This window comes from Chitinophaga sp. XS-30, assembly GCF_008086345.1.
Classification (GTDB): Bacteria; Bacteroidota; Bacteroidia; order Chitinophagales; family Chitinophagaceae; genus Chitinophaga.
This window is the reverse complement of the sequence record NZ_CP043006.1, coordinates 2628526-2650435: the sequence shown is the minus strand read 5'-3', so window position 1 is coordinate 2650435 and position 21910 is coordinate 2628526. Positions and strand designations below refer to the sequence as shown.

21 protein-coding genes are annotated in these 21910 nt (G+C 52.8%); 1 reads left to right on the top strand and 20 read right to left on the bottom strand.

The features are described from left to right. Window positions 1-52: 52 nt before the first annotated feature. Complete coding sequence (locus FW415_RS10895; protein WP_148384681.1) at window positions 53-1099, top strand: formylglycine-generating enzyme family protein; 1047 nt, start codon at window positions 53-55, stop codon at window positions 1097-1099. Window positions 1100-1168: 69 nt separating this feature from the next. On the opposite strand, the gene FW415_RS10890 is transcribed toward FW415_RS10895, so the two are convergent. From FW415_RS10890 to hisG, 20 genes are all read right to left on the bottom strand, one after another. Continuing rightward, window positions 1169-2974, bottom strand: a complete 1806-nt coding sequence (locus FW415_RS10890) for a T9SS type A sorting domain-containing protein (protein WP_148384679.1) — start codon at window positions 2972-2974, stop codon at window positions 1169-1171. Between the two features lie 37 nt (window positions 2975-3011). After that, on the bottom strand, window positions 3012-3371 hold the full coding sequence (locus FW415_RS10885) for a BlaI/MecI/CopY family transcriptional regulator (RefSeq protein WP_148384677.1): 360 nt from the start codon (window positions 3369-3371) through the stop codon (window positions 3012-3014). A 22-nt stretch (window positions 3372-3393) separates the two neighbouring features. Further along, window positions 3394-4530, bottom strand: a complete 1137-nt coding sequence (locus tag FW415_RS10880) for a carboxypeptidase-like regulatory domain-containing protein (RefSeq protein ID WP_148384675.1) — start codon at window positions 4528-4530, stop codon at window positions 3394-3396. A 281-nt stretch (window positions 4531-4811) separates the two neighbouring features. Beyond that, complete coding sequence (locus tag FW415_RS10875) at window positions 4812-5942, bottom strand: TlpA disulfide reductase family protein (RefSeq protein WP_148384673.1); 1131 nt, start codon at window positions 5940-5942, stop codon at window positions 4812-4814. Between the two features lie 79 nt (window positions 5943-6021). Beyond that, complete coding sequence (locus FW415_RS10870; protein WP_148384671.1) at window positions 6022-7110, bottom strand: TlpA disulfide reductase family protein; 1089 nt, start codon at window positions 7108-7110, stop codon at window positions 6022-6024. Next, window positions 7107-7703, bottom strand: a complete 597-nt coding sequence (hisIE, locus tag FW415_RS10865) for a bifunctional phosphoribosyl-AMP cyclohydrolase/phosphoribosyl-ATP diphosphatase HisIE (RefSeq protein ID WP_148384669.1) — start codon at window positions 7701-7703, stop codon at window positions 7107-7109. Before hisIE ends, FW415_RS10870 begins: the two co-directional genes overlap by 4 nt. A 136-nt stretch (window positions 7704-7839) precedes the next feature. Then, window positions 7840-8595 (bottom strand): imidazole glycerol phosphate synthase subunit HisF, encoded by a 756-nt coding sequence (gene hisF, locus FW415_RS10860; RefSeq protein WP_148384667.1) that lies wholly within the window; start codon window positions 8593-8595, stop codon window positions 7840-7842. Next, the gene (gene hisA, locus FW415_RS10855) at window positions 8595-9734 is read right to left on the bottom strand and encodes a 1-(5-phosphoribosyl)-5-[(5-phosphoribosylamino)methylideneamino]imidazole-4-carboxamide isomerase (RefSeq protein WP_148384665.1); all 1140 of its coding nucleotides are present in this window, start codon (window positions 9732-9734) and stop codon (window positions 8595-8597) included. The genes hisF and hisA overlap by 1 nt, the downstream gene beginning before the upstream one ends. A 2-nt stretch (window positions 9735-9736) precedes the next feature. Further along, entirely contained in the window at window positions 9737-10330 is a 594-nt protein-coding gene (gene hisH / locus FW415_RS10850; protein WP_148384663.1) for an imidazole glycerol phosphate synthase subunit HisH, read from the bottom strand. Window positions 10331-10416: 86 nt separating this feature from the next. After that, entirely contained in the window at window positions 10417-11187 is a 771-nt protein-coding gene (trpA, locus tag FW415_RS10845; RefSeq protein ID WP_148384661.1) for a tryptophan synthase subunit alpha, read from the bottom strand. A 5-nt stretch (window positions 11188-11192) separates the two neighbouring features. Then, a complete protein-coding gene (gene trpB, locus FW415_RS10840) occupies window positions 11193-12398 on the bottom strand; it encodes a tryptophan synthase subunit beta (RefSeq protein WP_148384658.1) in 1206 nt (401 codons plus the stop codon). An 8-nt stretch (window positions 12399-12406) separates the two neighbouring features. Continuing rightward, complete coding sequence (locus FW415_RS10835; RefSeq protein ID WP_148384657.1) at window positions 12407-13036, bottom strand: phosphoribosylanthranilate isomerase; 630 nt, start codon at window positions 13034-13036, stop codon at window positions 12407-12409. A gap of 34 nt (window positions 13037-13070) precedes the next feature. After that, window positions 13071-13898, bottom strand: a complete 828-nt coding sequence (trpC, locus tag FW415_RS10830) for an indole-3-glycerol phosphate synthase TrpC (protein WP_148384655.1) — start codon at window positions 13896-13898, stop codon at window positions 13071-13073. A gap of 45 nt (window positions 13899-13943) precedes the next feature. Then, on the bottom strand, window positions 13944-14936 hold the full coding sequence (trpD, locus tag FW415_RS10825) for an anthranilate phosphoribosyltransferase (protein ID WP_148384653.1): 993 nt from the start codon (window positions 14934-14936) through the stop codon (window positions 13944-13946). Between the two features lie 53 nt (window positions 14937-14989). Continuing rightward, on the bottom strand, window positions 14990-15562 hold the full coding sequence (locus tag FW415_RS10820) for an aminodeoxychorismate/anthranilate synthase component II (RefSeq protein WP_148384651.1): 573 nt from the start codon (window positions 15560-15562) through the stop codon (window positions 14990-14992). A gap of 1 nt (window position 15563) precedes the next feature. After that, window positions 15564-16973, bottom strand: a complete 1410-nt coding sequence (locus FW415_RS10815; protein ID WP_148384649.1) for an anthranilate synthase component I family protein — start codon at window positions 16971-16973, stop codon at window positions 15564-15566. A gap of 263 nt (window positions 16974-17236) precedes the next feature. Next, window positions 17237-18370: a bifunctional histidinol-phosphatase/imidazoleglycerol-phosphate dehydratase HisB gene (hisB, locus tag FW415_RS10810; protein ID WP_148384647.1), complete on the bottom strand. Its 1134-nt coding sequence runs from the start codon at window positions 18368-18370 to the stop codon at window positions 17237-17239. A gap of 25 nt (window positions 18371-18395) precedes the next feature. Beyond that, the gene (hisC, locus tag FW415_RS10805; protein WP_148384645.1) at window positions 18396-19460 is read right to left on the bottom strand and encodes a histidinol-phosphate transaminase; all 1065 of its coding nucleotides are present in this window, start codon (window positions 19458-19460) and stop codon (window positions 18396-18398) included. A 9-nt stretch (window positions 19461-19469) separates the two neighbouring features. Further along, a complete protein-coding gene (gene hisD, locus FW415_RS10800) occupies window positions 19470-20747 on the bottom strand; it encodes a histidinol dehydrogenase (RefSeq protein ID WP_148384643.1) in 1278 nt (425 codons plus the stop codon). A gap of 10 nt (window positions 20748-20757) precedes the next feature. Next, on the bottom strand, window positions 20758-21612 hold the full coding sequence (gene hisG / locus FW415_RS10795) for an ATP phosphoribosyltransferase (protein WP_148384642.1): 855 nt from the start codon (window positions 21610-21612) through the stop codon (window positions 20758-20760). Between the last annotated feature and the right edge of the window lie 298 nt (window positions 21613-21910).

The window sequence follows — 21910 nt, the reverse complement described above, 5'->3', positions numbered from 1 at the left end:
TAATCCTGTTCAAATTACAGATTCACGATCCTGTGCTATAAATTTGCAGGGTATGATGAAACTTTACGCTATCTCTATCATTGTTTCCCTGAGTTGTATGCTGGCCTCCTGCCATACCGCAACACCGGAGCAGGGAAAGACGGAAGTTCCTGCCAGCATAGCCCTCCTTAACCCGATGATCCTGATCCCGGCGGGAGAATACAGGATGGGGGCTGATGATGACAGCGGCATGCCGGATGAATATCCGTCGCACACCGTAAAAGTAGATTCCTTTCTGCTTGATGAACATGAGGTGACCAACGCGGAATTCCGCGCCTTTGTAAAAGCCACGGGATATATCACCACGGCGGAAAGGCCGATCACCAAAGAAGAATACATGCGCAGCCTTCCTCCCGGTTCCCCTGAGCCGGACAGCTCCATGTTATCGCCTGGCTCCCTCGTATTCACACCCACTGCCCAGGCGGTAGACCTGAATGATGTAGGCCAGTGGTGGCGTTTTGTGCTGGGGGCGGACTGGCAGCATCCGGAAGGGCCGGGCAGCGATATCAATGGCAAGGACCATTATCCGGTCATCCATGTTTCCTGGGAAGATGCCCAGGCCTTCGCGAAATGGGCGGGAAAACGCCTTCCAACAGAAGCGGAATGGGAATTTGCAGCCAGGGGCGGCCTGAAAGAGCAACCCTTCCCCTGGGGCACGGAACTGCCGCAAACGGGTAAAGCAAAAGCCAATATCTGGAACGGTCATTTCCCGTATGAGAACACGGAAACGGACGGCTTTTATCATATCGCTCCCGTGAAATCCTTCGCCGCCAACGGTTATCAGCTGTACGACATGGCCGGAAATGTATGGGAATGGACGGCGGACTGGTATTCCACCAACTATTACAAAGAAATGCAATCCGGCGCTGCAAATCCCACCGGTCCCGCTCAACCTTATGACGCTATGGACCCGAACGCTCCCAAGCGGGTGATCCGGGGCGGATCTTTTATGTGCAGTGATGAATATTGCAGGGGATACCGCGTTTCGGCAAGGATGAAAACAACGCCGGAATCAGGATTGTCCAACCTCGGTTTCCGCTGCGCCAGAAGCCTGCAGTAAGGGAGAATCGGGCTCCTTCAGCAATTCTCCCTTTCCACGGCATGGCTGCATGAGAGGATAACAGCCGCGCTAATTCTTTACAATACGGGAAGATATTTTTGCACCGTCTTTCACCACCACCAGGTAGTATATCCCTGCCGGGAAACGGCTGAGGTCGATCTGACCGTTATACGTGCCTTTAAAATCCGAGATCGATTTCTGGTAGACCGGTTTGCCGTTGGCATCGGTCACTTCAATATATCCCTTGCCGGGTTTATCCACCGTAAATGTTACGGACACGATGCCGGAGGTAGGGTTCGGATAAGCTTTTAAAGGCCCTATGCTTGTTGCCGCGGCAGGCTTCCCGGTTACGGTCACTTCATTCAGACCTGCCTTGTCTGTACCAGTGGCGCCCGCAGCCAAGGTGGTTGCCGCATCAGTTTTCCCATACCCTACCACTACCACGCCTTTGAGTGAACGGGTACCATCATCGCCTGCTGCTTCAAAATTCACCGCATCCTTGTCTCTGGCGGGATATCCTACTACGGTCACTTCCTGCAATGCGGGCTTCCCTTTTTTGGTCGTGATGAGGATCACCCCATGCTGTCCTTTTTTACCATAGATCGCGGTAGCAGAGGCGTCTTTCAGTACAGTGATCGCGTCAATGTCATTCGGGTTCAGCTGCTGCAGCGGACTAGGATACTTGTCTGCATCCATCGGCACGCCATCAACTACGATCAGTGGTTTTCTTGTGGTATCAATGGGGCCGGTGAGCCTGATCTGAGCCGGCTCTCCGCCGAAAGCAGTAGCTACCGGGGCGGATTCTGCCTGCGGCGCTTCTTCCACTTCTCTAATGATGTTATCTCTTGAAATAATAATACCGGTTGCCTGCCCTTTTATCACCTTTTCTTTTGTTTCCTGCTTCACCGGCGCCGCCGCAGGTTGTGCGGGCACCACGGTATCCACCGGCTGTATTTGCGGCGCTACAAGCACGCGTTGCACATCCTGCACGGCCTCCTGCACAACAGCGCCGGCACGGGTAAAGTTCAGGGATAATAAGGCACCGCAAACGATGATGCCCAGTACCGCATAACGGGTAATTTGCAGGCGGGACGATTTTTCTTTGTTCATCATTTTGATGCGGTTTTTAAGATGGGAAAAATTGAAATTGTTGGCGATGCCGGCGGCATACTGCGCGGCACTCACCTGTACCAGGCTGTACTGGTACGCCTTTCTGTCCACTCCCGTACGAAGCATGGTGCGGTCCGTCAGGAATTCGAGGTTTTCCTTTACCGCGGTTTTCATCAGCCATGCCCCGGGATTGAACCAGTAGAATACCTGGTTCACTTCACTCATCAGCACATCCGCAGAGTGCCATTCTCTGACGTGAATGGCCTCGTGCTGCAGGATGGCTTTCAATTCATTGGGGCCGTGCAACGATGGATTCACGTATATATGGCGGAAGAAAGAGAACGGGTTCATGGAGTCCGGCATCAGGCGTACCCTGCGGTCCATCAGTTTAGCCGGACGGGACTTGCGGTGCAGGAACAGCAGGGAAAATAATTGCAGGACCAGCCGCAGGGCCATCACCGCCACACCGGCCCAGAACACCCATTCCATGAGGTTCCAGACGCTGAATGGCTCTGGCTGCACAGGTTGCTGCCAGGCATTCAGATCAGGCAGATAAATAATTGCCTGCTGCGCCAGCGTTTCATGCCGGTTCACAAAATCATTCACATTCACCAGCGGGAACAGTGAGGAAAAAACGATCCCCGACAACAGGAAGTAACGGTTGAGGGTATAAAAGGTCAGCCTGCGAAGCCCAAGCTGATAAGCCAGGTAAAACAGGCAGAGCGCAATATTCGCTTTGATCAGATATAAAAAGAATTCAGACATGCCATTGATATTTACGTCATGAATGCAGACCTGCAGGTTATTTTTTGTTCTCGATCATGTTGATGATCTCCTTGAGTTCATCAGGACTGATCTTCTTGTCCCTGGCGAAGAATGTGACCAGTTCCTTGTAGGAATTCTCAAAGTAGTCCTTCACAAATCCGTTCATGAACTTCTGCTTGTATTCCCCTTCACCGATGGTTGGCGTGTATTCATACACGTTACCTATCTTTTTGGCGTCCACATATCCTTTCTTCTCCAGGTTTTTGATGGTAGATGCCAGTGTGGTATATGGCGGCACAGGCGCGGCATGCGCTTCCAGGAATTCCTTCACAAAGCCTTTCCCTGCTTTCCATATGGCCTGCATGGCCGCTTCTTCCTGTTTGGTCAGTTTTTCCATATTGAAACGATTGAAATTGATATTAACGTTTATAGTTCAGCGGCAGCATTTCCGCCATTTTTTCCCATCCCCAGTATTGTTCATACAATACATGAACAGGCGATTCCAGTATTCCGTTCACGTCCAGCGGCACTTCCGGTTCCAGGAGCCTCATCACGGAAAGCTGGTGGCCTGGTTTGGCGGTATTGCCTTCACCCAGATAATCCCTCCCTTCTTTTTCCTTCGTATAGGTGATGTGCAGGTGATCCCGGAAATGGAGCGCATAACCGTCAGCCGTTTTCCTGTAAATACTGTCGTACGGCAGTATCTTGTTGTACAGGTAGTTGACATAACTGGAAAGGAAGCCCGGTTTCAGCACTTTCGCGCTGTCGTTGCCGGTTGGCGGTGTAAAATCCCTGCTCCGTTTTATCCGCACAAGTTTCCTCACTTCAAATCCATCTTCCTGTAACTGGTGGTTGACAAGACTTTTAAAGAACTGCATCGATGATCCGTAATACGCCTTTTCTCTCGCTTCTTCCCATTTCTTGCCCTGTCTCCTGTTCTTTGGCCGCATCAGTTCGAACAACGGATTACCATAGTAGATCGAATAACCCGTGCTGAAATTGATCTCGAAGTTGATCAGCAGGAACCTGATCCTGTATCCGAGCGCCTTGTTCTCGATAATGATGAAGTCATCTGAAGTTGCGCTGAGTTTGTGTTTCGCCTGATCGTACTGCAGATCTATGATCTCGTCGTTCAGGATCGTGCATTGCCCGGCGTTGTTGCTTTTGCCGAGGAAGGTTTCTTTAAAGACCCTCATCCACCGGTCCCGCTCCGCATTTCTTTTGATGACCACTTCTTTCAGCTGTCCTGCTTTCGGCTTCAGGCCAGCGGTGATGCCGCTGATGTTTTTATCTACTGTCAGCGGTATCAGCAGCGGCTCATAACCAAGATAAGAAACGATGAGCTCATATTTGCCGGGCGGTACCTGCCGGATGGTGAAATCACCCTGTTCCGTGGTGCGGTCGCCGATGGTGGTCTGATTGAGGAACACGCTGGCAAAAGGCATCGGTTTCCCGTTCTCATCCAGTACTTTTCCGGTGATGCGGAAATCCGTTTGCGCGAAAACGGGTGTTGTGCAGACGATCATCCATATCCAAAAACCGAAAACATACTTCATAAATACGAACCTATCGTAAATCTACGAATAATTCGTAGAATAACAAATTCGGGAGGATATTTTTTTTGGGGGAGGATGGGGAATTGGCGGGATACCGGCAGGGATCGGGGCTTCAGGAGAAGGAAAATGATTCCGGTTGGGGGAAATCGGCTGATTAAGGACTTTGGCGGCAGGGAAGCACGGCACAGTGGCAAACGGCTCAAGTCGGGGAAGGCATAAACAAAAAGACCCCGGCTGCCAGTGGCAACCGGGGTCTTTTTTCCGGGACGGTACCGGTATAATTATTTGAAAAGCTCTGCCAGTTTGCTTTCAAGAGCTTCGCCGCGGAGGTTCTTGGCCAGTATCTTGCCTTCCGGGTCAAGCAGCAGGTTCTGCGGGATGGCGCGGATACCGTACATTTTGCCTACTTCGTTGCTCCAGCCTTTCAGATCGGACACCTGCGTCCAGTGCAGTTCGTCCTTATCGATGGCTTCCACCCATTTCTCCTTGTTGTCGTCAAAAGATACGCCGAGGACGGTGAACCCTTTGTCCTTATACATATTGAAGGCTTTCACCACATTGGGGTTTTCAGCGCGGCAGGGGCCGCACCAGCTTGCCCAGAAGTCCACCAGCACATATTTTCCGCGGAAAGAGGCCAGGCTCACGGGCTTGCCGGAGGGATCGTTCTGGCTGAATTCCATAGCGGGGTTGCCTACCCGTACTTTCCGGGCGATGTCCAGGCGCTCTTCGAACTGCTTGCCGGAAGGGGTCTTGCGCACGGATTTGGACAACCGGTTGAACAGGGGATCGATTTTCTCGGGGTCCAGGTCGTACCCTGCCACCTGGGACAGCACAAAGATGCCGAGCGGCGATCCTGGACGGTCTTCCAGGTATTTGTTCAGCACAGCTTTGCGGCTGGCTTCCAGCTGTTCGAAACGGGTTTCCAGCTTTTTCATGCCCGCTTCGTCCTTTGCTTCGCGTAAGGCGCGGTATTCCTTGTTCAGTTCGGCGCCTTGTTTATACAGCGGGTCCAGCAGGGCATTCAGCTGGTTATAATCATCCTGTGCGGTGGTACCGGTAGCGGTGCCTTTCTTGTCCAGGCTTTCCATGGTCACCGTGGTGGTGCCGGGAGCGAGGAAGATGGGGGCGACTTCCGTTTTTCCGTTCATATTGGTGGCGGATTTTGGAACATCGGCCAGCAGTTGTACCTGCATGGGCTCGGGGACCGTGCCTTTGAACACGAATCTGCCATCTGCGGTAAGCGTGGTATCGGTAACTATTTTGCCGTCTTTTCTATATCTGAGGGTTACTTTGGTGGGTGTTTCCTGTTGAACGATCGTGCCCTGGATGGTGTAAGGTTTTTCCTTCGCTTTTTTTTGTGCTGTCAGCACAACGGGGCATAACAGCGCCGCTGCAAGGATCAATTTCTTCATGCTTGGTTACGTTTATGATTTTAACTCTGACAAATTTGGCTTATCCGGCAGGGAAAAGCAAGGCTAAAGTGATAAGCGGTCACTGCAGGATGGCCGCCAGTTTCTGTTCCAGGGCTTTGCCGCGCAGGTTGCTGGCAATGATCTTTCCCTGCGGGTCGATGAGGAAATTCTGCGGAATGCCGCGAACGCCGTATAATTGCGCAGCCTCGTTGCCCCAGCCTTTCAGGTCGGATACCTGGGTCCACACCAGTTTGTCCTGCTCGATGGCCTCCAGCCAGTCGCCACGGCTTTTATCGAGCGATACGCCGAGTATGGTGAAATTCTTGTCTTTGAAACGGTGATAGGCTGCCACCACATTAGGATTTTCCATCCTGCAGGGCCCGCACCAGCTGGCCCAGAAGTCGATCAGCACATATTTTCCCCGGAAGGAAGAGAGCTTTACGGGCTGGCCTTCCGGATTTTTCTGTTCAAAGTCCTTTGCAAGGCCAACATCTTTTGCGGATTGCTCCATTTGCGCAACCTGGGCGGCGACGTTTTTGCCCAAACGGCTGTTTCTGACAACCGGGTCCAGCCCTTTGAATAACGCAATGAATTGTTCATCCTGCAAACGGCCTTTCAGCTCATTGGTCAGCAGAAAAAGGCTGGCATGCGCCTTTGGATGATCTTTTATGAAATTCAGGCCCGTCATCATCACTTCTTTCTCAAATTCCTGCGCCTTCCGGCGGAAATCTTCCTTGGCGGCATCATCGTCACCACCGATCTCCGCAGCTTCCATATTGAGGGCCATGGCTTTCCGGATCACGGGCTGATAGGCGAGGTGATAATCCTGCATCCATCGGGTTTGCTGCCCGGCCTGAACGGCCGCAACGGGAAAATGCTGCTTCTCTCCTTCCAGCTCTACAACAGGCTGGTCCGCTACCAGCAATAACGGAGCAGGCAGGCCTTCCAGAAGGAGGGCGAACATATCGTCCTTACCGGGTTTATGTAACGTGGTAAAAGAAAAATCCCCTTCATCCAGCAGTTGGGTGGTATCCCTGGTCTGGCCATCTTCACTCAGGAAAACGAGCTGCAGGCTGTCTGCCCCGCTAATCCTGCCTTTTACGGTAAATTGTGCGCTGGTTGCCACGGCTGTTGCCATGCAAAGCGCCAGGAGCGCAATGTTTTTCATTTATGCCGGTCTTTTAATATGGTCACTACATCCTCCAGCGTAAAGCCTTTGGCCTGCAGCAGTATCAAATAATGAAACAGCAGGTCCGCCGATTCATTCAGAAAAAGCTCATCATTATTGTCTTTCGCTTCAATCACCACTTCCACTGCTTCCTCCCCTACTTTCTGGGCAATTTTGTTGATGCCTTTGGCGAAGAGGGATGCCGTGTAGGATTTTTCGGTCGGGTTGTTCTTCCGGTCCCGGATCACCTGTTCCAGCGAGTGCAGGAACGTGGCGGCCGCTTTGTTCGTTTCGCCCCAGCAGGTATCGGTGCCGGTATGGCAGACAGGCCCTGCGGGATTTACCTTCAACAGCAGCGTATCACCATCGCAGTCGATCGCCGAATGCTGCAGGTGCAGGAAATTGCCGCTTTCTTCTCCCTTGGTCCACAGCCTGTTCTTGGAACGGCTGAAAAAAGTCACTTTTCCCTCCGCCAGCGTTTTGTCCAGCGCTTCACGGTTCATATATCCAAGCATCAGCACCTTGTTGGTAATGGCGTCCTGGATAATGGCGGGAACCAGCCCGTCCGGTGACTTTGAAAAATCTACCTGCATCTATATTATGATTAAATATAATAAAATAATCTGTAAAGTTACGGCTAAAAGCGGACACATGGGCCCTGAAAGCCCGCTGGTGATAGTTTGCCGCCGCCGTAAAAAGCCGGTGATGTATCCGTCCATGGGCAGCTGCCTAAAACCGGATCTGTATCCCCCTGTGGTAGAGGTAGTTCTTCAGGTCCTGGATGGCTATCTCCTTGTAATGGAAAATGCTGGCGGCCAGGGCGGCATCGGCATGCGCTTTTTCGAATACATCGGCAAAATGCTCCATAGTGCCTGCGCCTCCGGAAGCGATGACCGGTACGTTCAGGTTTTCAGACAGGCGGCGGGTGATATCCAGGGCAAAGCCCTGCTTGGTGCCGTCGTTATTCATGGAGGTAAGGAGTATCTCTCCGGCGCCGCGTTCTACGGCTTCCTTTGCCCAGTCGGTCGTACGGGTATCCGTTTTCACCCGGCCCCCGTTAAGGTACACGAACCAGTCGCCATCCTCAAAGCGGGTATCGATAGCCAGTACGATGCACTGGCTGCCGAATTCGCGGGAAAGGGCGTTGAGCAATCCCGGATCTTTGAATGCCGCGGTGTTTACGGACACTTTATCCGCCCCGGCATTCAGCAGTACGCTAACGTCCTCCACGGAGGAGATGCCGCCACCAACGGTAAAGGGAATATTCACATGCCGGGCAATGCGGGTCACCAGTTCGGAGAGCGTTTTGCGGCGCTCGTTGGTGGCGGTGATGTCCAGGAACACCAGTTCGTCCGCTCCCTGCTGCGCATACAATGCGCCCAGTTCTATCGGGTCTCCGGCATCGCGGATGTTCTCGAAGTTGACGCCCTTTACGGTACGTCCGTCCTTGATATCCAGACAGGGGATGATGCGTTTTGTGAGCATTATATAAATTTCTTTAATTCCGCTAATGTGATGCGTCCTTCATAGATCGCTTTGCCGATGATCACGCCGGCCAGGCCGGCTTCTTTCAGTTCCTCCACGTCCCCGATATGGCTGACGCCCCCGCTGGCCGTGAGCTGTATGCCCGGCACATTTTCGATGATCTTGCGGTAAAGGTCGGTGGAAGCGCCCTGCAACAGGCCATCCTTTGCGATATCGGTACAGAATACCTGTGTGACGCCTTTTTCCTTATTGGCTTTCAGGAAATCGAATACGCTCAGCTCCGTTGTTTCCAGCCATCCGCCTACGGCGATCTTTTCTTCCTTCACATCCGCGCCGAGGAACATTTTTTCCGCACCGTATGTTTTCAGCCAGTGAAAAAACAGCTCCGGCTGCTTTACGGCTACGCTGCCGATGGTGGCCATGGCGGCGCCGCTTTCAAATACGATGGCTACATCCTTATCGCTTTTGATGCCGCCGCCAAAATCGATAACCATCCCGGTTTTTCCGGCGATGGTTTCCAGCACTTTCCAGTTCACTACCGCGCCTTTCTTCGCGCCGTCCAGATCCACGAGGTGCAGGCGTTTGATGCCGCTGTTCTCAAACTCTTTCGCTACTTCGAGCGGATGCTCATTGTACACCTTTTTCTGATCGTAGTCCCCTTGTGTGAGGCGCACACATTTACCATCGATGATGTCGATGGCGGGAATGATATTAAAACGCCCGGTATCCGGGGCTTTCAGATTGATCTCCATTTTATAGAACGCAATATCGTCTTTGTAAAATATATCACTGGTGCGGGTAAAGCCCAGCTGTAAATAGAAGGTTTCCGCGGAATCGCGCGCATTGCACCAGAGGGTGCGCACACCGTGGCGGAGGCAGACTTCCCGCAGATGCTGCATCATCCTTTTACCGTAACCTTTACCGCGGTAATGGGCTGCGGTGGCCAGCTTCCGGAACTGCGCAGCAGGGCCGCTGATGAAGAGGGACACTACGGTTACCAGTTCTTTCCCTTCATACAGGCCAAAATGCCATCCTTCATCGTCATGGTCCACACGCACCTGTTCCAGCTGCCAGTGCGGATACAGTACATCCCTGCGCAGGGGCAGGGTATCTTCCGTTGTAATATTTCTGATGGTCACGCTCACAATTTCAGGAAACTTTCAATGAGGTTTTGACCGGCTTCCGCGGATTTTTCCGGATGGAACTGCACAGCATAAAAATTATCCTTTTGCAGGGCGGCGCTGTAGTTGATCACGTAGTTCGCAATAGCGGTGGTTTCGGGACCCAGCGCTACATAATAACTGTGCACAAAGTACATGTAGCTGTTCTCCGGTACATGCTCGAAGATGACGCTGTGCAAGCCGGCAATATTGTTCCAGCCGATCTGCGGGATCTTCAGCAGATTGTCCACCGGCGAAACGAACTTCTTCACCGGCAGGTCGAACACGCCGAGACATTCCGTATCATTTTCTTCCGAATGTTTGCATAACAGCTGCATGCCGAGGCAAATGCCGAGCACGGGTTGTTGGAGATCACGGATCAGGAGGTCCAGCTTCCTTTCCCTGAGGTAGTTCATGGCGGTGCTGGCCTCTCCCACACCGGGAAAGATCACTTTATCCGCCGAACGCAGCTCTTCCGGGTCGTCAGTTACCGTTGCTTCCACTCCCAGGCGTTCCAGGGCGAACAACACGGAACGGATGTTACCGGCGTTATATTTGATGATGGCTGTTTTCATCGGTCAATATTTGAATTTTTACGGGCCGGGTGGAACCTCGCATCAGCATGCCGCTCATGCCCGGTTTCTTGCACACATCGTCCCTTTTACTTTTTTATATTTTCCACGAATTGCAGGATATCCTGCTGCAAGTTAGTACTGTTTTCGATGGCTTTCACAAAAGCGCTGCCGATGATGGCGCCGTTGCTGTTGGCGCAGGCAGTGTTGAATGTGGCCTTATCCCTGATGCCGAAACCGATCAGCACCGGGTTCTTCAGCTGCATGCTTTTGAGACGGGCGAAGTAGGCCTGCTGATCGGCCATTACCTTGTCTTTCCCCGTTGTGGAAGAGGAAGAAACGGCATATACAAAACCTTTGCTCAGGCTGTCGATCTTGCGGATGCGGGCTTCACTGGTTTCGGGTGTCACCAGGAAGATGAGATGCAGGCCGTACTGTTCGAACAGGGGCCGGTATTGACTTTCATATTCATCCATGGGCAGGTCAGGCAGAATAAGCCCGTCTATCCCGGTTTCCGCGCATTTCTTGCAGAAGTTCTCCACGCCGAACTGCAATACGGGGTTCATATATCCCATGAGGATAACGGGAAGGCTTATACGGTCCCGGAACCCTTTCAGCTGTTCGAACAGCACGCTGATGCGCATGCCATTGGCGATGGCGCGGGTGCTGCTGTCCTGTATCACCGGCCCGTCCGCCAGGGGATCGGAAAAGGGCATGCCCAGTTCCACCATGTCGGCGCCGCTTTGCTGCAGCGCTTCCACAACGGTGAGGGTGTCGTTCAGGGCCGGGAACCCCGCGGTACAGTATATGTTGAGTATGTTGGAGGATCTGTTGCTGAATAACTGGTCGATGCGGTTCATGGCCTTTACTTTAGATGTTTGATATAGGTTTCCAGGTCTTTATCTCCGCGGCCGCTGAGGCATACCACTACAACGTCTTCCGGCTTCAGCGGCAGCTCTTTCAGCTTCGCCAGCGCATGCGCGGATTCCAGCGCGGGAATGATCCCTTCCAGCAGGCTCAGTTCATATGCGGCGGCGAGGGATTCTTCATCGGTGGCGTTGAGGAACTGCGCGCGGCCGGTCTGATAGAGATGTGCATGCATCGGCCCTACACCGGGATAATCCAGTCCCGCCGAAATAGAATGCGGTTCCACGATCTGGCCGTCTTCCGTTTGCATCAGCAGGGTTTTGCTGGCATGTATGATGCCCGGTTTGCCGAGCTGCGATGTGGCGGCGGAGTACCCGCTGTCCAGCCCCTTTCCGGCGGCTTCCACGGCTACCAGCTTCACGTTTTCGCGATCCGTGAAATGGAAGAATGCGCCTGCGGCATTGCTGCCGCCACCTACGCAGGCGATCACATAACCCGGATCTTCACTGCCTGTTTTTTCCAGCAGCTGCTGTTTAATTTCTTCGGAGATAACGGACTGGAAGCGGGCCACCATATCCGGATACGGATGCGGGCCTACCACAGAGCCGATGATATAATGGGTATCCACGGGATTGTTGATCCAGTCGCGGATAGCTTCGTTCGTGGCGTCTTTGAGGGTTTTGCTGCCGCTGGTGGCCGGCACTACGGTGGCGCCGAGCATTTTCATCCGCGCTACGTTGGGGGCCTGGCGCTGGATGTCCACACTGCCCATGTACACAATGCACTCCATATCCATCAGGGCGCATACGGTGGCGGTGGCCACGCCATGCTGACCGGCCCCTGTTTCCGCGATGATGCGTTTTTTGCCCAGGCGTTTGGCCAGCAATATCTGGCCGATGGTGTTGTTCACTTTGTGCGCGCCGGTGTGGTTCAGGTCTTCCCGCTTGAGATAGATCTTTGCTTTGTACTTTTCGGAGAGGCGTTTGGCGAAGTACAAGGGAGAAGGCCGGCCTACATAATCTTTCAGCAATTGCTCAAACTCCGCCTGAAAAGCAGGCTCCGCCATGATCTGCAGGTATTGCAACCGCAGCTCTTCCACATTGGGATAGAGCATCTCGGGGATGTACGCTCCGCCAAATTCTCCATAGTAGCCTTTTTCGTTTACATGATACCTGGATTGCAAGGTATCCACCGCTATATCCATGATGCGTGCTATTTTTTTGTTTTTCCTTTTAATTGTTTGATGAATGCCGCGACCTTTTCCAGGTCTTTCACACCCGGGGATGTTTCAAACCGGCTGTTGACGTCAACGGCAAACAGTTTTTCATGTGCCCATTGCCGCAGGGTATCCGCATCAGCCGGACCGATACCGCCACTCAGGAAAAAGGGCTGATCGAACCCGTAATCTTTCAGCAGTTCCCAGTTGAACTGCCGGCCGGTACCTCCGTAATCCGCGCTGGCGGTATCGAACAGGAAGTAATCGCTGGCGCCGAGGTACGGGGACACCTGTTCGTATCCTTTTTCATGCACATGAAACACTTTCATTACCGGAACGGTCTCCCGCAATTGTCCGCACAGGGCAGCGCTTTCTTCTCCATGCAGCTGGATGAGGTCGAGCGCATAATCTTTGACGGTCTGCATGATCTGCCGGGCATCGGCATTAACGAATACGCCTACTTTGCTGATATTCTTCCCTTTTTCGCGCACGGTTCTGCCATCGAGTTTGTTGCCTGCAAAGCGGGGCGATTTGCCGTAAAAGATGAAACCGGCGTAGTCGGCGCCGAGTTCTACTAATGCTTCCAGGTCTTCAGGCCTGGTGATACCGCAGACTTTTATTTTCATGCTTTTGATATTATGCTTTTACGTTCAAGCCCTCTCAACCGCCGGTATGCGGGGGTTGAGCCTGCACATCCGTCAACTCTTTCAACCGTTGTGTAAATGCTTCGAATGCACTGCCGGGGTTCTCTGCCTTCATAAAATGCTCTCCGATCAGGAACCCGTCAAAACCTGCGTTTTTCAGCGTAACGATAGTAGCCGGGTCATCCATACCGCTTTCCGCCACTTTGCTGTATTCCGCCGGGATCTGCTTCAGCAGTTCCATGGAACGGTGAATATCTACTTTGAAGGTGGTCAGGTCACGATTATTGATCCCCACCAGTTGGGTATCGGGGGTGATCTTCTTCAGCTGTTCTGCGCTATGCACTTCCAGCAATACTTCCAGGCCCAGGTCCACCGCATATTTCGCCAGATGCGCCACTTCGGCTTTGCTGAGGCATTCGGCTATCAGCAGGATCACATCGGCGCCGATGGCCCTGGCTTCCGCTATCTGGTATTCATCGATCACGAAATCCTTTCGCAAAATGGGGATGCTGTTCACGGCACGCGCCTGCTGCAGGTCATCCATCGATCCGCCAAAAAATTGCTGGTCGGTCAGTACCGACAAACCGGATGCGCCATTGCGGGCATATGCGGCGGTTACATCCTGCACACTTGCGGTACCATTGATCAATCCTTTGGAGGGGGACTGCCGCTTGAATTCGGCAATGATGCCGTTACGCCCCGGGCTTTTCAGGAAAGCGCGAAGGGAATGCACCGGGCGGCTGAACATCTGGGAATGCTTCAATTCATCCACACCACGCCTTTTCTTGCGCTCTGTGACCTCTGTTTTTTTATGCTCGACAATTTCTGCCAGGATGTTCTTCATTTGTTCTTGTTGATCAGATGAGCATTATTTAAGGCTCATCCTTGATTACTGTAATGCGATCAGTTTGCTGAATGTTCTGTAAGCCGCGCCGGATTCCAGGGATTCCACCGCTGCCAGAAAGCATTCCTCATAAGTCGGGTATTTTTCCAGGCAATAGAGGCCCATGGCGGCATTGGCCATCACAACGGAATGCTGCGCCCAGCTGCCTTCGCCTTTCAATACTTTCATGAATATCTTCGCGGCTTCTTCCGGGGAGTTGCCGCCATAAATGTCTTCCGCATGCACCTTGCGTTTGCCGAGCGCTTCGGGCGTCCAGTCCTGTTCTCCTTTATTGGTGATGATGCGGGTATCTCCGGTGAGGGAGATCTCGTCATATCCGTCCAGGCTGTGTACGATGGCAAACTGTTTATCGGTCTGCTGGAACAGATAATTATAAATGCGCGCCATTTCCAGGTTGTACACGCCGATCAGCTGGTGCTGCGCGAAAGCCGGGTTCACCAGCGGCCCGAGCATGTTAAAGAATGTGCGCACCCCAAGCTGGCGCCGTACACCGGCTACATTCTTCAGCGCCGGGTGGAAGAGCGGTGCATGTAAAAAACAGATGCCGGCTTCTTCTATCTCCTGCCGCAGCTTGCCCTGATCGCTTTTAAACTTGTACCCTACGGATTCCATCACGTTGGAAGCCCCGCTGATCGAAGATACGCCATAGTTACCGTGTTTGGCTACCTTCCCGCCTGCACCGGCCACAATGAAGCAGGAAAGCGTGGAGATATTGAAGGTATTCTTGCCATCGCCGCCGGTGCCTACGATATCCAGCACGGCATGGCCGTCCAGGTTCACCGGTACACAGAGTTCCAAAAGGGCATCGCGGAAACCCAGCAACTCTTCGATGGTGATGCTGCGCATCAGGAAGACCGTCATAAAAGCCGCCAGCTCACTTTCGTTGTATGTGCCTTTGGAGATATTGGTGAGTATCTCGCGGGCGCCTTCCCGGGAGAAGGTCTTGTGTTCGAACAGGTAGTTCAGTATCTTTTTCATGGGTGTTGCATTCGTTGATGTTGATTCAGATATGTTTACGCTCCGGTGCCTGATCAGGGCAGGTTCAGCCAGTTCCGCAATATCCGCTCTCCTTCCGGCGTCAGCACGCTTTCCGGATGGAACTGCACGCCGCTGACATCATACTGTTTATGCTGTACGGCCATAACATAACCGTTCTGATCACGCGCGGTCACTTCCAGCGCTTCAGGCAGGGTCTTTTCATCTACCACCCAGGAGTGATACCTTCCTACTTCCAGCTGATCGGGCAGCCCGTTAAAGAGGCGGCCGCTGCGGGCGGTGATCTGTACCGGCGTTGCCACGCCATGATATACATCTTTCAGGTTGATGAGCTTTGCCCCGAAGGCCTCCCCTATCGCCTGCTGACCAAGACATACTCCAAAGATGGATTTGGTGGCTGCATACCGTTTGATAAGCGGCAGGAGCAATCCGGCTTCCTCAGGGATTCCCGGGCCGGGGGACAAAATGATCCGGTCATATTGCTCCACATCATCCAGACTGATCTCATCATTCCGCACGACCGTTACTTTCCCGCCGATGATCTTTTCAACAAGGTGTACCAGGTTATAGGTAAATGAGTCATAATTGTCAAACACCAGAATATTCATATCAGATATTTTGAGCCAGGCTGATGGCCTGTTTTAATGCATTGAGTTTGTTGTTCACTTCCTGAAGTTCTGAACTGGCCACGCTTTTGGCGACCACTCCCGCGCCGGCCTGGTAGTACAATGTGTTGTTCCTGCTGAGGATGGAGCGGATCATAATGGCATGATTGAAGTTGCCGTTGAACCCTACAAATCCCACACAGCCGCCATAAAAACCACGCGCGGTCGGTTCATAGCTGTCGATCAGCTCCATGGCCTTGTACTTCGGCGCGCCGGAAAGCGTGCCTGCCGGGAAGGTGGCAGCCAGGATATCAAAGGGGTTTACATCTCCTTCAAGCCTGCCGGTGACTTCGCTGACAAGGTGAATGACGTGTGAATAATATTTGATCTGACGGTAGGTTTCCACTTCCACATCCTTCGCATAGCGGCTCAGGTCGTTACGCGCAAGGTCTACCAGCATCACATGCTCGGCATTCTCTTTGGGATCTTCCAGCAGCTGGTCCGCCAGAATTTTATCCTGCTCATCATTGCCGGTGCGTTTGAAAGTGCCGGCGATGGGGTGTATCACGGCTTTACGGTCTTTAATGATCAGCTGGGCTTCCGGAGAGGAACCCATCAGTTTATAGTCACCATAATCGAAATAGAAAAGGTAAGGAGATGGATTAATGGAGCGCAGGGCGCGATATACGTTGAACTCATCCCCCGAAAAAGCACGGCTGAAGGCCCTGGACAATACGATCTGGAAAACATCCCCGCGGAAGCAGTGCTGCCGGCCTTTTTCCACCATCGCCATGTAGTCCTCATCCGTCATATTGCTTTCTTCCGTGCCGTTTGCGGAAAACGGATAACTGGGAAAATCCTTGTTGCGGATCAGTGTTTCCAGGAAATCGAATTCGCTCTCCTGACCGTCTACAGCGTTCTCGATCAGGTGCATCTCATCCTTGAAGTGGTTGATGGCGATCACATACTGGTAAAAACGGTAACGCATCAACGGAATGGTATTCCCTGCTGCCGGACGTTTGTTGAAAGCGATCTTTTCAAAGAACTGAACGGAGTCATAGGTACTGTATCCAAACAGTCCTTCCGCGAATGGCACCGGTGATTTTTCGGAGAAGGAAAAGCTTTTCAGGAACGACTCCATCTCTTTAAGCACTTCCTGACGGCTTTTGAGCTGTTTACGCTCAACAGGCTGACCGGGATATTTGAACTCGAAGATATCGGTGGAAGTTACCTCTATGCCTGCAATGGGTTTGATACCGATGAAGGAAAAGCTGTTCTCGCTGGCGTGGGAGTCCGTGCTTTCCAGGAGGATGCTGCCGGGGAACTTGTCGCGGATGCGAAGGTAGATGCTCACCGGGGTGAAGACATCCGCCAGCATCTGTTTGGATCGTGTTTTTACCTGAATTTTTTTCATCCGTTAAGGTTGTTTGTTATCAGCCAGATGGTGTTTTTCTGCCATCCGGCCATTGTTACCTCTCCGTCAGGAAAGGGCCAAAAACGAAGAAGGCCCGCTGTGTACAGCGAGCCTTCTTAAAGTATGTTCAATACAAACATGGCACTGTTACACAGCGGAGAATTTCTCTGTGTGCCACCAATGTTTGTATGTGATGTTCGTTTGCATTGTGAGGGCAAATATGGGGGGATTTATTCAAAAATGCAAATTTTATTTTGATCATCTTACAACACCCCTTTTGTACTTGGCAATTGCATATTGTCCGGATTGCGTTTCACGGCCATCTTGACGGCTTTTGCAAAGGCTTTGAAGATCGCTTCGATCTTGTGATGCTCGTTCTCCCCTTCGGCTTTGATGTTCAGGTTGCACCTGGCCGCGTCGGAGAAGGATTTGAAGAAGTGGAAGAACATCTCCGTAGGCATTTCCCCGATCTTTTCCCTTTTGAATGCTGCATCCCAGACGATCCAGTTACGGCCGCCGAAGTCTATCGCCACCTGCGCCAGGCAGTCGTCCATCGGCAGGCAGAAACCATATCGCTCTGTTCCTTTCTTGTCCCCAAGCCCCATGGCAAAGGCTTCTCCCAGGGCAATGCCGGTATCTTCGATGGTGTGATGTTCATCGATGTGCAGGTCCCCTTTCGCCTGGATGTCCAGGTCTATGCTGCCATGCCTTGCGATCTGGTCCAGCATATGATCGAAGAAAGCGAGGCCGGTGTGGATATTCGCCTGCCCTTTCCCGTCGAGGTTCAGCGATATCCGGATATCCGTTTCCTTCGTGGTGCGGACGTGCTCCACTTTCCGGAGACCGATCTTCAGGAACTCGTATATCTTCGCCCAGTCCGTGCTTTCCAGCGCTATGACATCTTTCAGGCTATCTATATCCGTTACTTCCGCGGCGCCCAGCGAGGCATCGGCATTCAGCCAGATGGCTTTGGCGCCGAGGTTCTGCGCCAGTTTCACATCGGTAATACGGTCACCGATCACATAGGAATTGGCCAGATCATATTCCGGGGAAAAATACTGCTGCAACATACCGGTACCGGGTTTGCGGGTAGGCAGGTTATCCGCAGGGAAGCTTTTGTCGATATGCACGGCGGCGAAGGTGATACCCTCGTTTTCGAAGGACTGCATAATGTGCCGGTGCGGGGCGGTGAACGTTTCTTCGGGGAATGAGGCCGTACCGAGACCGTCCTGGTTCGTGACCATGACCAGTTCGTAATCCAGCTCCGCCGCTATCTTGCCGAGGTAGGTGAACACTTTGGGGTAGAACACCACTTTTTCGAGGCTGTCGATCTGGTAAGTAGGCGGCACCTCCCTGATCATAGTGCCGTCCCTGTCTATAAATAATACGCGTTTCATTAGTTCATTTTTATTCTTTTACGGGTCAGATGGAGCCTTGCAGCCCCGCCATATCCCGCAAAGCGGTAAACAACTGTACATTTTCTACCGGTGTGCCGATGGTGATCCGCAGGCATCCGGCGCAAAGTTCCACCCTGGAGCGGTCACGCACGATAATGCCTTTATCCACCAGGTGCTGGTAGATCCCTTTGGCATCGGTGGTTTTCACCAGCAGGAAGTTGGCGTCACTTGGATATACTTTTTCCACGATGGGCAGGGTATTCAGCGCCTGCTCCAGTTTACCCCGCTCTTCCACGGTTTCCCTGATCCAGCTATTGACCTGTTCAATATTGTTCAGTGCTTCCAGCGCCAGTTCCTGCGAGGCCTGGTTGATATTATACGGCGGTTTCACTTTGTTGAACACATTGATAATGTCTTCACTGGCAAAGGCCATCCCTACCCGCAGAGCTGCGAGGCCCCAGGCTTTGGAAAGGGTTTGCAGGATGACGAGATTCGGGTATTCCGTCAATTCCTGTATCAGTGTTTTCTGCCGGGAGAAGTTGATGTAGGCCTCATCCACCACCACAATGCCATCGAAATTATTCAGGACCATCTCGATGTCTTCCCTTCGTATAGCATTCGCCGTAGGATTGTTGGGGGAACAGATGAAAATGAGCTTGGTATTGGCATCTATCGCAGCCTCCATGGCCGGTAAGTCCAGCTGAAAATCGGCCGTAAGCGTAGCTTTCCGCACCGTCACATCATTGATGTTCGCGCTTACTTCGTACATGCCGTAGGTTGGGGGGCAAAGCAGCACATTGTCGGTGCCCGGGCGGCAGAATGCGCGGAACAGCAGGTCGATGGCCTCATCGCTGCCATTGCCCAGGAAGATGTTCTGCGGCGGCACACCTTTGATATCGGCCAGCTTGTACTTCACTTTCCATTGCAGCGGGTCCGGATAACGATGATACGCCACCGGCAGCGGGGAGCCGAAGCTGTTCTCATTGGCATCCAGGAAAACGGATGCATCACCCTTGAATTCATCGCGGGCGGAGGAATACGGTACGAGGCGTTTGATGTTGTCCCTTAACAGACTATTCAGATCGAACATATATTGTAATTACGGATTTATTCTGATGGATACGGCCCTGCGGTGTGCCTCCAGCCCTTCGGCGGAAGCCATGGCTTCAATAGCGGGACCGATGGATTGCAGGCCTTCCCGGCTCAGGCGCTGGAAGGTGATCTTTTTCACAAAGCTGTCCACGCTCACGCCGCTGTAAGCCGTGGCATACCCATTGGTCGGCAACGTATGATTGGTACCCGAAGCGTAGTCGCCCGCGCTTTCGGGGGAATAGTTGCCGAGGAATACGGAGCCGGCGTTAATGACCCTGGTGGCGAGGGCCTCATCATTTTCACAGGCCATGATGAGATGCTCGGGAGCGTAGGCGTTAAGCATGTCCATCGCTTCATCCCGGTCGCTCACCAGTACCAGTTTGCTGTTGCCGAGGGCTTTGGCGGCAAGGTCTTTCCGCGGAAGCAACGCCAGCTGTTCCTGTACGGCAGCTTCCACCGCTGTCAGCACAGCTTCCGAGGTGGTCACCAGCAATACCTGGCTGTCCGCCCCGTGTTCCGCCTGCGAGAGCAGGTCTGCCGCTACGAAGGCCGGTACACAGCTGTCATCCGCAAAAACGGCTACTTCAGATGGACCGGCAGGCATGTCGATAGCCGTGCCGGCGCTGTTCACCAGCTGTTTGGCGCAGGTGACATACTGGTTACCCGGACCGAAGATCTTGTAGACTTTCGGAACACTTTCGGTACCGTAAGCCATGGCGCCGATAGCCTGTACGCCGCCGGTCTTGAACACCTCGGTGATACCGGTGTATTGCGCCGCCCATAACACTGCGGGATGCACCGTCCCGTTCTTTCCGGGCGGCGTGCATAATACGATGCGGCTGCAACCGGCCAGGCGGGCGGGGATGGCCAGCATGAGGATGGTGGAGAACAGCGGCGCCGTGCCGCCGGGGATGTAGAGGCCCACCTTTTCAATGCCCACGGGTTTACGCCAGCATTGCACACCGGGAATGGTTTCCACCATCTTCACGGCTTCCACCTGCGGGCGGTGAAAGGCTTCGATATTGGCAGCAGCGAGGCGGATGGCAGCCTTCAGCGATTCTTCCAGCATTGCGTCCGCTTCGGCAAATTCTTCCGGAGAAACCTGTATATCCGTTAACGTTACTTTATCGAACTGTTGGGTGTATTGTATCAGTGCGGCATCCCCTTTTGCTTTTACATCGGCAAGGATGGCGGACACGGTGGCTTCCAGCTGGCGGGTATCCAGTGCGGGGCGTTGCAACAGCTGGCCCCAGGTATCTTTTTCCGGATAGCGGATGATCTGCATAACGAGTTTTTTAAATCACCATTTTTTCGATCGGCACCACCAGTATGCCCTGTGCCCCTGCGGCTTTCAGGCTTTCGATGATGTCCCAGAAATCATTTTCATTCAGCACCGAATGCACAGAACTCCATCCGGCTTCCGCCAGCGGCAGTACGGTGGGGCTTTTCATGCCCGGAAGCAGGCCGATGATCTCGGGCAACTTGTTGTTTGGGGCATTCAGCAGCACGTACTTATTATTCTTGGCTTTTTTCACGGCCTGTATGCGGAAGATCAGTTTGCCCAGCAATTGCTCCTGCTCGGGGGTGAGTGCGTTGTTGGATACCAGGATGGCTTCGGAGCGGAGGATGGTCTCCACTTCCTTCAATCCGTTCATGAACAGGGTGGAACCGCTGCTCACGAGGTCGCAGATCGCATCTGCCAGCCCGATGCCGGGCGCTATTTCCACGGAGCCGCTGATCTCGTGGATCTCGGCGGTGATCCCCATTTTTTGCAGATAATCGCCCAGGATCACGGGATAGCTGGTGGCGATGCGCTGCCCGTTCAGGTCCTGGATGGAGTTGTAGTCCATTGCTTTGGGAACGGCCATGGCTAAACGGCATTTGCCGAAACCCAGCTTTTCCACGGTGCGCAAAGGTCGGTTCTTTTCCAGCACGACATTCTCTCCGACAATACCGATGTCTGCCACACCGTCTTCCACGTACTGCGGAATATCATCATCGCGGAGGAAGAATACTTCCAGCGGGAAGTTACTGGCTTCTGTCTTGAGTTTGTTAACGCCGTTGTTGATATCTATCCCGCATTCTTTCAGCAGTTTGATAGAATCGTCGTGTAAGCGGCCGGACTTCTGGATGGCAATTCGCAGTTTCATTTGTACATTTTTATACTTTACGGGCCAAATGGGACTTACGTCTCATCAGTTCATTTTTATTTTTCACGGGCCGGGAGAAACCTCCGTTTCATCCGGTTTGAAACAAAAAAGGCTTACCGGGATGCGGTAAGCCTTTTATGGTGAATATCTGCATGTACATTACAGCATCCCCTGCCTACCGTTCGGGTAAGTATGGTGATGATGTGTATGTACGTTGTTGTTCATGTTTTATAATTCGAGTGCAAATTTAGGAAGTAATCCGGATAATCAAATTAATTTCTTGTAAAATGCTGAAATA

Bases quoted from the DNA above. Each gene is read 5' to 3' on its own strand.
- trpB (WP_148384658.1), bottom strand. From the start codon at position 12,398: ATGGATATAGCGGTGGATACCTTGCAATCCAGGTATCATGTAAACGAA.
- hisIE (WP_148384669.1), bottom strand. From the start codon at position 7,703: ATGCAGGTAGATTTTTCAAAGTCACCGGACGGGCTGGTTCCCGCCATT.
- hisC (WP_148384645.1), bottom strand. From the start codon at position 19,460: ATGTTCGATCTGAATAGTCTGTTAAGGGACAACATCAAACGCCTCGTA.
- hisF (WP_148384667.1), bottom strand. From the start codon at position 8,595: ATGCTCACAAAACGCATCATCCCCTGTCTGGATATCAAGGACGGACGT.
- FW415_RS10835 (WP_148384657.1), bottom strand. From the start codon at position 13,036: ATGAAAATAAAAGTCTGCGGTATCACCAGGCCTGAAGACCTGGAAGCA.
- FW415_RS10870 (WP_148384671.1), bottom strand. From the start codon at position 7,110: ATGAAAAACATTGCGCTCCTGGCGCTTTGCATGGCAACAGCCGTGGCA.
- FW415_RS10815 (WP_148384649.1), bottom strand. From the start codon at position 16,973: ATGAAAAAAATTCAGGTAAAAACACGATCCAAACAGATGCTGGCGGAT.
- FW415_RS10890 (WP_148384679.1), bottom strand. From the start codon at position 2,974: ATGTCTGAATTCTTTTTATATCTGATCAAAGCGAATATTGCGCTCTGC.
- FW415_RS10880 (WP_148384675.1), bottom strand. From the start codon at position 4,530: ATGAAGTATGTTTTCGGTTTTTGGATATGGATGATCGTCTGCACAACA.
- FW415_RS10885 (WP_148384677.1), bottom strand. From the start codon at position 3,371: ATGGAAAAACTGACCAAACAGGAAGAAGCGGCCATGCAGGCCATATGG.
- hisD (WP_148384643.1), bottom strand. From the start codon at position 20,747: ATGCAGATCATCCGCTATCCGGAAAAAGATACCTGGGGCCAGCTGTTG.
- hisH (WP_148384663.1), bottom strand. From the start codon at position 10,330: ATGAAAACAGCCATCATCAAATATAACGCCGGTAACATCCGTTCCGTG.
- trpA (WP_148384661.1), bottom strand. From the start codon at position 11,187: ATGAACCGCATCGACCAGTTATTCAGCAACAGATCCTCCAACATACTC.
- hisG (WP_148384642.1), bottom strand. From the start codon at position 21,612: ATGAAACTGCGAATTGCCATCCAGAAGTCCGGCCGCTTACACGACGAT.
- FW415_RS10875 (WP_148384673.1), bottom strand. From the start codon at position 5,942: ATGAAGAAATTGATCCTTGCAGCGGCGCTGTTATGCCCCGTTGTGCTG.
- trpD (WP_148384653.1), bottom strand. From the start codon at position 14,936: ATGAAAAAGATACTGAACTACCTGTTCGAACACAAGACCTTCTCCCGG.
- FW415_RS10895 (WP_148384681.1), top strand. From the start codon at position 53: ATGATGAAACTTTACGCTATCTCTATCATTGTTTCCCTGAGTTGTATG.
- hisB (WP_148384647.1), bottom strand. From the start codon at position 18,370: ATGAAACGCGTATTATTTATAGACAGGGACGGCACTATGATCAGGGAG.
- FW415_RS10820 (WP_148384651.1), bottom strand. From the start codon at position 15,562: ATGAATATTCTGGTGTTTGACAATTATGACTCATTTACCTATAACCTG.
- trpC (WP_148384655.1), bottom strand. From the start codon at position 13,898: ATGAAGAACATCCTGGCAGAAATTGTCGAGCATAAAAAAACAGAGGTC.